The organism is Rhizobium bangladeshense, assembly GCF_001662075.1.
Classification (GTDB): Bacteria; Pseudomonadota; Alphaproteobacteria; order Rhizobiales; family Rhizobiaceae; genus Rhizobium; species Rhizobium bangladeshense_B.
In genome coordinates, this window is the sequence record NZ_LYPL01000001.1 from 434,705 (window position 1) to 446,208 (window position 11,504).

Below are 11,504 nucleotides of genomic sequence, written 5' to 3' on the forward strand. Positions count from 1 at the left end.
TGCCGGGGTCGAGCCGCTGGTCTCGACCCCGATTGGTGGCGGCAGCCGGTTGAGGCGCTGGTCCGTCGACTCTCGGCCGAATGCGGATAAGCCTTAGGAACCAGCCCCGTAGGCGGCGATCGCCGCCATGTTGACGATGTCGCTGTCCTTGGCGCCCATCGAGGTGATCTGCACTGCCTTGTCGAGGCCGACGAGGATCGGGCCGATCACCGTCGAACCGCCGAGTTCCTGCAGCATCTTGGTCGAGATCGAAGCCGAGTGGAAGGCCGGCATGACCAGCACATTGGCGGGGCCGGAGAGCCGGCAGAACGGATATTGCTCCATCACCTTGCGGTTCAGCGCGACATCGGCGGCCATCTCGCCGTCATATTCGAAATCGACGCGGCGCTTGTCGAGGATCTTTACCGCTTCGCGCACCCGCTCGGAGCGTTCGCCGGAGGGATGGCCGAAGGTGGAATAGGCGAGCAACGCGACACGCGGCGGATAGCCCATGCGCCGTGCGAGGCCGGCGGCCTCCTCGGCGATATCGGCAAGCTCTTCGGCGCTCGGCATGTCGTGCACCGCGGTATCGGCAACGAAGACGGTGCGGCCGCGGCAGAGCGCCAGCGACACACCGATGACGCGGTGGCCGGGCTTCTCGTCGATGCAGCGGCGCACATCCTCGAGGGCGGTCGAATAGTTGCGGGTGATGCCCGTCACCATGCCGTCGGCGTCGCCGAGCGCCACCATGGAGGCGGCAAAATGGTTGCGGTCGTTGTGAATCAGACGCTGGGCATCCCGGTGAAGATAACCCTTCCGCTGCAGCCTGGCATAGAGGTAATCGATATAGGCCTCGACGCGGGTGGAGATACGGGCATTGACGATCTCGAGGCCGGGGCGGTTGAGATCGATGCCGGCGCGCTCCGCCGTCGCCCGGATCAGGTCCTCGCGGCCGAGCAGCAGCGCTGTACCGAGCTGCTGGTTGGCATAGGACAGTGCGGCGCGCAGGACCTGCTCTTCCTCGGCTTCGGCAAAGACGATGCGCTTCGGCCGGCGGCGCACACGCTCATAGAGGCTGGCGAGCGTCGAGGCGATCGGATCGCGGCGGGCCGAAAGCTCGCGGGCATAACCGGCCATGTCGGTGATGACCTTGCGGGCGACGCCGGTCTCCATCGCGGCCTGCGCAACCGCGACCGGGATGGCCGAGATCAGCCGCGGATCGAACGGAACCGGGATGATGTATTGCGCGCCGAAACGCGGCCGGTTGCCCTGATAGGCGGCGACCACGTCATCGGGCACGTCCTCGCGGGCCAGATTGGCCAGCGCCCTGACGGCGGCGATCTTCATCGCGTCGTTGATGGTGGAGGCGCGCACGTCGAGGGCGCCGCGGAAGATATAGGGAAAGCCGAGAACATTGTTGACCTGGTTCGGATAGTCCGAACGGCCGGTCGCCATGATGGCGTCGTCGCGGATGCGGGCGACCTCTTCCGGGGTGATTTCGGGATCGGGATTGGCCATGGCGAAGATGATCGGCCGATCCGCCATCGAGCGGATCATCTCGGCCGAGAAGGCGCCCTTCTGCGACAGGCCGAAGACGACATCTGCGCCATCCATCGCCTCTTTCAGCGTGCGCGCGTCGGTCTTTGCCGCATGCGCCGATTTCCACTGGTTCATGCCCTCGGTGCGGCCCTGGTAGATGACGCCCTTGGTGTCGCAGAGGATGATGTTCTCAGGCGCAAAGCCCATCGCCTTGACCAGTTCGACGCAGGCGATCGCCGCAGCGCCGGCGCCGTTGCAGACGAGCTTGGTCGTCTTCAGGTCGCGGCCGGTCAGCTCCAGCGCGTTGATCAGGCCGGCAGCGGCGATGATCGCCGTTCCATGCTGGTCATCATGGAAGACCGGAATATCCATCAGCTCGCGCAGCCGGCTTTCGATGACGAAGCAATCAGGCGCCTTGATGTCCTCGAGGTTGATGCCGCCGAAAGAGGGACCGAGGAAGCGCACGCAGTTGATGAACTCGTCGACATTTTCCGTGTCGATCTCGAGGTCGATGGAATCGACGTCGGCGAAGCGCTTGAACAGCACCGACTTGCCTTCCATGACGGGCTTGGAGGCGAGCGCGCCGAGATTGCCGAGACCGAGGATCGCCGTGCCGTTGGAAATGACCGCAACCATGTTGCCGCGCGCCGTGTAGTCATAGGCCGTCTGCGGATCGGCGGCGATCGCCTTGACGGGGACGGCGACACCGGGCGAATAGGCGAGCGACAGGTCGCGCTGCGTTGCCATTGGCTTGGTCGGGTTGATCTCCAGCTTGCCGGGCCGGCCCATGGCATGAAAATCGAGCGCCTCCTGGTCGGTCACTGATGTCGCCGGCCGGTCCTTCTTATCGATATCGGGCATAAATCCTCCAACGTCCTGTGGGCGACGCTTTGCTCTTCCTCAAATGCTGTTGTCATCTATAGCGGCGCGCGGATAGGGTTGGCACCTGTTTTTTTGGGAAAAACTGCACCTCCGTGAACGCACGAATAGACACAGGAAATGAAGCCTTTTCGGCTGCCGAGCTTGCCACGGCGGAAAGCCGTGCCTCGGCGACGCCGATGATGGAGCAATATATCGAAATCAAGGCGAACAATCCGGGTTCGCTGCTCTTCTATCGCATGGGCGACTTCTACGAGCTGTTCTTCGAGGATGCGCTGGAGGCTTCGCGCGCGCTCGGCATCACGCTGACGAAGCGTGGCCAGCATATGGGCCAGGATATCCCGATGTGCGGCGTTCCCGTGCATGCCGCCGACGATTACCTGCAGAAGCTGATTTCGCTCGGCTTCCGCGTCGCCGTCTGCGAGCAGGTCGAGGATCCGGCCGAAGCAAAGAAGCGCGGCGGCAAATCCGTCGTCAAGCGCGATGTCGTGCGTTTGGTCACGCCGGGCACGATCACCGAGGAAAAGCTGCTATCGCCCTCGGAATCCAACTATCTGATGGCGCTCGCCCGCATTCGCGGCGGGGCTGAACCGGCGCTGGCGCTTGCCTGGATCGATATTTCCACCGGCGTCTTCCGGCTGGCGGAGACGGAGAGTTCGCGGCTGCTCGCCGACATCCTGCGCATCGATCCGCGCGAGCTCATCCTGCCCGATACGATCTTCCACGATGCCGAATTGAAACCCGTCTTTGACGTGCTCGGCCGAACGGCGGTGCCGCAGCCGGCGGTTCTGTTCGACAGCGCCAGCGCCGAAGGCCGGATCGCCCGCTATTTCGGGGTTTCGACGCTGGACGGCTTTGGCAGCTTCACGCGCGCCGAGCTTGCGGCGGCCGCAGCCGCCGTCGCCTATGTCGAGAAGACGCAGATCGCCGAGCGTCCGCCGCTTGGGCAGCCCGAGCGGGAAAGTGCCGCCTCGACGCTTTTCATCGACCCGGCCACCCGCGCCAATCTCGAACTTGCCCGCACGCTGTCGGGCGATCGCAACGGTTCGCTGCTGAAGGCGATCGACCGTACCGTCACCGGCGGCGGCGCGCGGCTTCTGGCCGAGCGGCTGATGTCGCCGCTCACTGATGCCGCCCGCATCAATGCCCGGCTCGATTCGATCGGCTTTCTGATCGATGAGCCGTCGCTCTGCGGCAAGCTGCGCGATACGCTGAAACATGTGCCCGACATGCCGCGGGCGCTCTCCCGCCTGGCGCTCGACCGCGGCGGCCCGCGTGACCTTGCCGCCATCCGCCAGGGCCTTCAGGCGGCGGGCGGCGTTGCGGCCATGCTCGCAGACGCCATGCTGCCGGAAGAACTCGGCGAGGCGCTGTCCGGGCTGAAAGCGCTTCCCGCGAGCCTGGAAATGCTGCTTGCCGAGACGCTTGCCGACGAACTGCCACTGCTGAAGCGCGACGGCGGTTTCCTGCGCGACGGCGCCAGCACCGAGCTCGACGAGGTCCGGGCGCTGCGCGACCAGTCGCGCCGCGTCATCGCCGGGCTGCAGCTGCAATATGCCGAAGAAACCGGCATCCGGTCGCTGAAGATCAAGCACAACAATATTCTCGGCTATTTCATCGAGGTCACCGCTGGCAATGCCGCCCCGATGACGGAGACGGCCGAGGCAAAGGCCCGCTTCATCCACCGCCAGACGATGGCGAGCGCCATGCGCTTCACCACCACCGAACTTGCCGACCTTGAAAGCCGCATCGCCAATGCCGCCGATCGGGCGTTGACGATCGAACTCGACGCCTTCGACAGGATGACGGCGGCCGTGGTCGCGGAAGCCGAAGCGATCAAATCCGGTGCGCGGGCGCTGGCGGTGATCGACATCGCCGCCGGCCTGGCGCTGCTCGCCGAAGAGCAGGCCTATTGCCGGCCGCAGGTCGACGGCTCGAAGATGTTTGCGATCGAAGGCGGGCGCCACCCGGTCGTCGAGCAGGCGCTGCGGCGGCAGGCGGGCGGCCCCTTCGTCGCCAACCATTGCGATCTTTCGCCGAAGGACGGCGCCAAGGACGGCGCCATCTGGCTGCTGACCGGCCCGAACATGGGCGGCAAATCGACCTTCCTGCGCCAGAACGCGCTGATCGCGATCCTGGCGCAGATGGGCTCCTTCGTACCGGCGACATCGGCCCATATCGGCATCGTCGACCGACTGTTCTCCCGCGTCGGCGCCTCCGACGACCTGGCACGCGGGCGCTCCACCTTCATGGTCGAGATGGTGGAAACGGCTGCCATCCTCAATCAGGCGAGCGACCGTTCGCTCGTCATCCTCGACGAAATCGGCCGTGGCACCGCGACATTCGACGGCCTGTCGATCGCCTGGGCGGCCGTCGAGCACCTGCACGAGGCCAATCGCTGTCGCGGCCTCTTCGCCACGCATTTCCACGAGCTGACCGTGCTGTCGGAGAAACTTGGCCGGCTATCGAACGCCACGATGCGTGTCAAGGAATGGGACGGCGACGTCATCTTCCTGCATGAGGTCGGGCCCGGTGCGGCCGACCGCTCCTACGGGATTCAGGTCGCCCGCCTCGCCGGGCTTCCGGCCTCGGTCGTGGCGCGCGCCCGCGACGTGCTCACCCGCCTCGAGGATGCCGACCGCAAAAATCCGGCAAGCCAGTTGATCGACGACCTGCCGCTCTTCCAGGTGGCGGTGCGCCGCGATGACGCGGCTCGCGGGCCGTCCAAGGTCGAGGAGGCGTTGAAGGCGATGAGCCTCGACGACATGACGCCGCGCGAGGCGATGGATGCGCTTTACGACCTCAAGAAAAAGCTGAAATAGGAGCGCGGCCGATGTTCATGGAAAAGCTGGTTCGCGAAACCGAGCGCCTCTCACTGATCTGCTCCATGCTCGACACGATGCGGCGCGCCGACCGGGACCGCAATGCGCGCGGCTGGACCTCGCCGATCGGCCTGCTGAAAATCACCCGCAGTTGCGCTATGATCTCGGAGCTCGCAACCGCGATCGCCAAGGCGGGTTATCGCGAATGCGACAGGCAGACGCTCGAAGAGATCCTGGGCGAGACACGGCAGGTGCTCTACGCGCTGAAAGCGCAGGCGGCCGACTGAGTTGACGAAAGCCGCTGCTGGCTTCAAAGCGTCCCGACCCTGCCGCCGGCCAACACCATTTCGCCAAATTTAAAGGGTCTTGCAGTATGAGGACCTGTGTCAATCGCCGGTAAAGAGGCTATAGCGCATGCAGACGAAACCAGCGGCAGGCCGCGAACCGGCAGCCCGGCATGAACAGGACGCCACTCCGGCGAAAGCAATGCGCGACCTCGATTTCTCCAGGATCCTTGACACCGAGCTGCTGCAGAACCAGTGCGACGCCGTTGCCGAAGCCAACCGGAACCGGCCCGATATCATGCGCACCGATCTCCTCGCCGTGCTGAAAAAGGCGAGCATCGAGGGCCGGCAGAAGGCGCGCGCGGCGCTAGCCGCCGACGGCAGCGGGCTCAACTGCGCCTACCGGATTTCCTGGCTGCAGGACCAGATCATCACCGTCCTCTACAATTTCGCCACCGCCTATATCTTTCCGCAGCAGAAGGACAAGTTCGCTGTCACCGCCGTCGGCGGCTATGGCCGCGACACGCTGGCGCCCGGCTCCGATATCGACCTGCTCTTCCTCTTCCTGCCGCGACCGGCGGAAGAGACGCACAAGGCAGTCGAATTCATGCTCTATGTGCTCTGGGACATGGGCTTCAAGGTCGGCCACGCCACCCGCACGGTGGAGGAATGCATCGCGCTTTCCAAGTCAGACATGACGATCCGCACCGCCATTCTGGAGATGCGCTTTATCTGCGGGTTGCAGCGGCTGGAAACGGAGCTCGAGACCCGCTTCGACAAAGAAATCGTCACCGGCACCGGCCCTGAGTTCATCGCCGCCAAGCTTGCCGAGCGCGACGAACGCCACCGCAAGGCCGGCGACACGCGTTATCTCGTCGAACCGAACGTCAAGGAAGGCAAGGGCGGGCTTCGCGACCTGCACACGCTGTTCTGGATCTCGAAATATTATTATCACGTGCGCGACCAGGCGGAGCTGGTCAAGCTCGGCGTCCTGTCAAAGCACGAATACCGCCTGCTTGAGAAGGCCGACGATTTCCTCTGGGCGGTGCGCTGCCACATGCACTTCCTGACCGGCAAGGCCGAAGAACGGCTGTCCTTCGACATCCAGCGCGAGATCGCCGAAGCCTTCGGCTATCACACCCGTCCCGGCCTTTCGGCGGTCGAGCGCTTCATGAAACATTATTTCCTCGTCGCCAAGGATGTCGGGGATTTGACCCGCATTCTGTGCGCCGCACTCGAAGACCAGCAGGCCAAATCGATTCCCGGCCTCACCGGCGTCATCAGCCGTTTCACCCATCGCACCCGCAAGATCGCCGGCAGCGTCGAATTCGTCGAAGACCGCGGCCGCATCGCACTCGCCGACGCGGAGGTGTTCAAGCGCGATCCGGTCAGCATCCTGCGGCTCTTCCATGTCGCCGACATCAATGGGCTCGAATTTCATCCCGATGCGCTGAAACGCGTCACCCGTTCGCTTGCCCTGATCGACAACAGCTTACGGGAAAACGACGAGGCGAACCGCCTGTTCATGTCGATCCTGACATCGAAGCGCGACCCGGCGCTGATCCTGCGCCGGATGAACGAGGCCGGCGTGCTCGGCCGTTTCATTCCCGATTTCGGCAAGATCGTCGCGATGATGCAGTTCAACATGTATCACCACTATACAGTCGACGAACATCTGATCCGCACCGTCGAGGTGCTCTCCGAGATCGACAAGGGGCGCGCCGAGGATCTGCATCCGCTTGCCAACAAGCTGATCTCGAACATTGAAGACCGCGAGGCCCTCTACGTCGCCGTTCTCCTCCACGACATTGCCAAGGGCCGCCAGGAGGACCATTCGATCGCCGGCGCTCGCGTCGCCCGCAAGCTCTGCGCCCGCTTCGGTCTCTCGCAGAAGCAGACGGAAATTGTCGTCTGGCTAATCGAGGAACATCTGACAATGTCGATGGTGGCGCAGACCCGCGACCTCACCGATCGCAAGACCATTATCGACTTCGCCGACCGCGTGCAGTCGCTCGACCGGCTGAAAATGCTGTTGATCCTGACGATCTGCGATATTCGCGCCGTCGGGCCTGGCGTCTGGAACGGCTGGAAGGGCCAGCTTCTGCGCACGCTCTATTACGAGACCGAGCTGCTGCTGGCCGGCGGCTTCTCCGAGGTTTCGCGCAAGGAGCGGGCCAATGCCGCCGCCGAGGCGCTGCGCGGCGCGCTCACCGAATGGAGCCAGAAGGACCGCAACACCTATACCAAGCTACATTACCAGCCCTATCTGCTCTCCGTGCCGCTGGAAGACCAGCTCCGTCATGCCCATTTCATCCGCCAGGCCGACAAGGCGGGCCAGGCGCTCGCCACTATGGTGCGGACCGACAGTTTCCACGCCATCACCGAGATCACCGTGCTGTCGCCCGACCATCCGCGCCTGCTCGCCGTCATCGCCGGGGCGTGTGCAGCGGCCGGCGCCAACATCGTCGACGCGCAGATCTTCACGACCTCGGACGGACGAGCGCTCGATACGATCCATGTCAGCCGCGAGTTTGCCGACGATGCCGACGAGCTGCGCCGCGCCGGCACGATCGGACGGATGATCGAGGACGTGCTGTCCGGGCGCAAGCGCCTGCCCGAAGTCATCGCCACGCGCGCGCGCAACCGCAAGAAAAGCAAAGCCTTCGTCATTCCGCCATCGGTCAACATCACCAACAGCCTGTCGAACAAGTTCACCGTCATCGAGGTCGAATGCCTCGACCGGCCCGGCCTCCTCTCGGAGATCACCGCCGTGCTCTCCGATCTGTCGCTCGACATCCAGTCGGCCCGCATCACCACTTTCGGCGAGAAGGTGATCGACACTTTCTACGTCACCGATCTGGTCGGCCAGAAAATATCGGGCGACAGCAAGCGCGCCAACATCACTGCCCGGATGAAGGCGGTGATGGCCGAGGAGGAGGACGAACTGCGCGAACGCATGCCTTCCGGCATCATCGCGCCGGCCGCCACCGCCCGGACATCGCCCCCAGCCGAAAAGAAAGCCGATTCCCCAGCATGAGCCTCGTCAAGAAATTCGCGACCGTCGGCGGCGCCACCCTCGGCAGCCGGATCTTCGGCTTCGCCCGCGAAACGCTGATGGCGGCCGCACTCGGCACCGGCCCGATGGCCGACGTCTTCTACGCCGCCTTCCGCTTTCCGAACCTGTTTCGCCGGCTGTTTGCCGAAGGCGCCTTCAACGCCGCCTTCGTGCCGCTCTTTGCCAAGGAGATCGAGGCGAACGGCACGGATGGCGCCAAGCGCTTTTCCGAGGAAGTCTTCGGCGTGCTGTTTTCGGTGCTGCTCCTCATCACCATCGTGATGGAGCTCTCCATGCCGCTGCTGGTGCGTTTTATCATCGCGCCGGGTTTCGCCGACGATCCTGAGAAATTCTCGATCACGATCCGCATGGCGGCCGTGATGTTTCCCTATCTCATGTGCATGTCGCTAACGGCAATGATGAGCGGCATGCTGAATTCGCTGCATCATTTCTTCGCCGCCGCGATCGCTCCGGTCTTCTTGAACGTGGTGATGATCGGGGCGCTGGTCTATGCGCTCTATATCGGTGCCGATCCGCTGGCGACCGCCTGGTATCTTTCCTGGGGCGTTCTTGCCGCCGGCGTGCTGCAGCTTGCCGTCGTCTATGTCGGCGTGCTTGCGGCCGGCATGAGCATCGGCCTGCGCTTCCCGAAGATGACGCCGAACGTCAAGCGGCTGCTGATTCTGGCCGTGCCGGCCGCTGTCACCGGCGGCATCACCCAGATCAACCAGCTGATCGGCCAGGCGATCGCCTCCTCCCGCGACGGCGCAATCGCGGCGCTGCAATATGCCGACCGCATCTACCAGCTGCCGCTTGGCGTCGTCGGCGTCGCCGTCGGCGTGGTGCTGCTGCCGGAGCTGGCGCGCGCATTGAAGGCTGGCCACCAACGCGAGGCCGGCAACCTGCAGAACCGCTCGATCGAATTCGTGCTGTTCCTGACCATTCCCGCCGCCTTCGCGCTGTGGATCCTGTCCGACGAGATCATCCGCGTGCTCTACGAACGCGGCGCCTTCCATCAGGAAAACACCCTCGTCGTCGGCTCGATCCTGGCCATCTACGGCATCGGCCTGCCGGCCTTCGTACTGATCAAGGCGCTACAGCCGGGTTTCTATGCCCGCGAAGACACCAAGACGCCGATGCGTTTCTCGGCGATCGCCGTTGCGACCAACTGCGCCACGGCGCTGACACTCTTCCCCTATATGGGCGCGCCCGGCATCGCCGTCGCCGAAGCCACCGCCGGCTGGATCAGCACCGTGCTGCTGTTCACCACGCTGCTGCGCCGCGGCCACCTGACATGGGAATGGGCGCTGGCAAAACGCGCCGCCCTTCTGATCGTCGCTGCTGCCGTCATGGGCGCGGCGATCGTCTTCCTCAAACATTATTTCGCGCCCTGGCTTGCGTCGGGCGCGCCGCTTCTCACCAAGATCGGCACGCTGGGGCTGCTGATCGCGATTTCCATGATGGTCTATTTCGCCGCCGCCTTCCTGATCGGCGGAGCCGATCTCGGCATGATCCGCCGTAATCTGAACCGCAAGCCGGTGGCGGCAGAAGACGCACAAGGCTAGGTGATTGCCGGGGCCAGCCCCTTGCATCTGCACGTTAGTGATTTTGTGCGATGGAAGCGATTGAGCCTCTGGCCGGGTGGCCCACCCGGCCAGAGGCGTGACGAAGTCGCCCGCTTTCCCCTCCGGGTACAACCGTGGATGAGCCTGGGATCTTCGTCATCGTCACGTACGACCGAATAGTCGCCTGGCTTCGCTGTCGGCGCTGATGACGCGGCTTTCCCAGATCACTCGTGAGGAAGAGCAAAGCCGGTGCCCACTCAGGCGAAAGGAAAAAGCGGCTGACCCGTTGCATTTAAAATCGCCGCCTTATTTGCCTCCGCCCGATGCGGCGTAGTCAATAAAGGGCAGGTGCTTCAGCGCAAGACTGCAGGGAAGGCTTCAATCCACTGGAAGATAGCGGCTAACTGCATCCGTTTACTCCCCGCGCCCAGTCGCCTTCGTAAGAAATGACCTCGCCATTGGAGAGACGCAGCCATGTGCTCCGTAGTTGATGTGTCGGAAAGCAGTTGCGGAGTGCCACGATCGTGACGCGATCTCCGACCTTCAGTCTATCTTCCAAATCATAGAACATGCGCACCGGCGAAAACTCAACAACACGTTCTGCCCCCACATCCTCTTGCCGTACCACCGGCGGTCCGAAATACTCATTTTTCCGGCCGAGCTCCCCGTCAGGAAGATCGCCGGAGTCGACGCGTACCGTTACAACCGGATGAGGTGGACTGAATGCCGTCGCCGTCACCTCCCCCACCAAGACGATCGGAACCGACGCGTCGTACTTACCTGTTACCCCATGATGAGCCAGCGCGCCGCCGCTCAACGCGAGAATGACCGCGACTGCTCGCGACAGAATTCGGCCCGATCGCTTCAGCATTTAAAGATCCTTTCTCGGATGATCTACAATATTTCTTCGATGCGGATGGGCGAGCGGCGAACCCGGATGCCAGTTGCGTGATAGAGAGCATTGGCAACGGCCGCTCAATGATAGATGTCAGACACTCCCGGGCATAAAGGCCGGCAAGTTTCAAGACTTGCCCGCCGATGTACAAAGCTTGTTCAATTCTGCGGATCTTCCCGACCGCAGTTGGTCGGGCGGCCGGAACCTGTTCTGGCTATTCGGCCATCGTCAAGTTCTCTCCGCCTGCGTATGTGCGAACGTACAGGCCAATGAATCGCGTTTTGGCGGCCGCTCAGGCCGTCGTGGAAATCATTGCCAAACCGACTCCGGCGATCAAGACGAAGAGCAGGATGTCGGCCAGCAAGCCCCGGCCCACGCCGTACGCAGTGAAATGCAACCGGCTAATGTATTCCTCGCTGTGATTTTCCATGGCGGCTTCCTCTAATCTCCAGTGGATTTTTAACGAAGCGTCGGCCGGGCGTACCC

7 protein-coding genes are annotated in these 11,504 nt (G+C 63.5%); 4 read left to right on the forward strand and 3 right to left on the reverse strand.

The window, feature by feature from the left end; genetic code table 11:
* Positions 1-93: 93 nt before the first annotated feature.
* Positions 94-2,379 (reverse strand): NADP-dependent malic enzyme, encoded by a 2,286-nt coding sequence (locus A7X77_RS02135; RefSeq protein ID WP_064681360.1) that lies wholly within the window; start codon positions 2,377-2,379, stop codon positions 94-96.
* Between the two features lie 113 nt (positions 2,380-2,492).
* On the opposite strand from A7X77_RS02135, the gene mutS reads away from it, so the two are divergent.
* The 4 genes from mutS to murJ all read left to right on the forward strand — a co-directional run bounded on the left by mutS (position 2,493) and on the right by murJ (position 10,123).
* On the forward strand, positions 2,493-5,219 hold the full coding sequence (gene mutS, locus A7X77_RS02140) for a DNA mismatch repair protein MutS (protein ID WP_064681361.1): 2,727 nt from the start codon (positions 2,493-2,495) through the stop codon (positions 5,217-5,219).
* Positions 5,220-5,230: 11 nt separating this feature from the next.
* On the forward strand, positions 5,231-5,506 hold the full coding sequence (locus A7X77_RS02145; protein ID WP_064681362.1) for a hypothetical protein: 276 nt from the start codon (positions 5,231-5,233) through the stop codon (positions 5,504-5,506).
* A gap of 127 nt (positions 5,507-5,633) precedes the next feature.
* Entirely contained in the window at positions 5,634-8,540 is a 2,907-nt protein-coding gene (locus A7X77_RS02150) for a [protein-PII] uridylyltransferase (RefSeq protein ID WP_064681363.1), read from the forward strand.
* On the forward strand, positions 8,537-10,123 hold the full coding sequence (murJ, locus tag A7X77_RS02155; protein ID WP_064681364.1) for a murein biosynthesis integral membrane protein MurJ: 1,587 nt from the start codon (positions 8,537-8,539) through the stop codon (positions 10,121-10,123). The genes A7X77_RS02150 and murJ overlap by 4 nt, the downstream gene beginning before the upstream one ends.
* A gap of 400 nt (positions 10,124-10,523) precedes the next feature.
* Here the strand turns inward: murJ and A7X77_RS31870 are convergent, their stop codons facing one another.
* Both A7X77_RS31870 and A7X77_RS32915 read right to left on the reverse strand, forming a co-directional pair.
* On the reverse strand, positions 10,524-10,994 hold the full coding sequence (locus A7X77_RS31870; RefSeq protein ID WP_082928747.1) for a hypothetical protein: 471 nt from the start codon (positions 10,992-10,994) through the stop codon (positions 10,524-10,526).
* A gap of 316 nt (positions 10,995-11,310) precedes the next feature.
* The gene (locus A7X77_RS32915; protein ID WP_156668071.1) at positions 11,311-11,448 is read right to left on the reverse strand and encodes a hypothetical protein; all 138 of its coding nucleotides are present in this window, start codon (positions 11,446-11,448) and stop codon (positions 11,311-11,313) included.
* Between the last annotated feature and the right edge of the window lie 56 nt (positions 11,449-11,504).

Excerpts from the sequence above, each read along its gene's own strand:
- A7X77_RS02135 (WP_064681360.1), bottom strand. The coding sequence starts at position 2,379 with ATGCCCGATATCGATAAGAAGGACCGGCCGGCGACATCAGTGACCGAC.
- A7X77_RS02150 (WP_064681363.1), top strand. The coding sequence starts at position 5,634 with ATGCAGACGAAACCAGCGGCAGGCCGCGAACCGGCAGCCCGGCATGAA.
- murJ (WP_064681364.1), top strand. The coding sequence starts at position 8,537 with ATGAGCCTCGTCAAGAAATTCGCGACCGTCGGCGGCGCCACCCTCGGC.
- A7X77_RS02145 (WP_064681362.1), top strand. The coding sequence starts at position 5,231 with ATGTTCATGGAAAAGCTGGTTCGCGAAACCGAGCGCCTCTCACTGATC.
- A7X77_RS32915 (WP_156668071.1), bottom strand. The coding sequence starts at position 11,448 with ATGGAAAATCACAGCGAGGAATACATTAGCCGGTTGCATTTCACTGCG.
- A7X77_RS31870 (WP_082928747.1), bottom strand. The coding sequence starts at position 10,994 with ATGCTGAAGCGATCGGGCCGAATTCTGTCGCGAGCAGTCGCGGTCATT.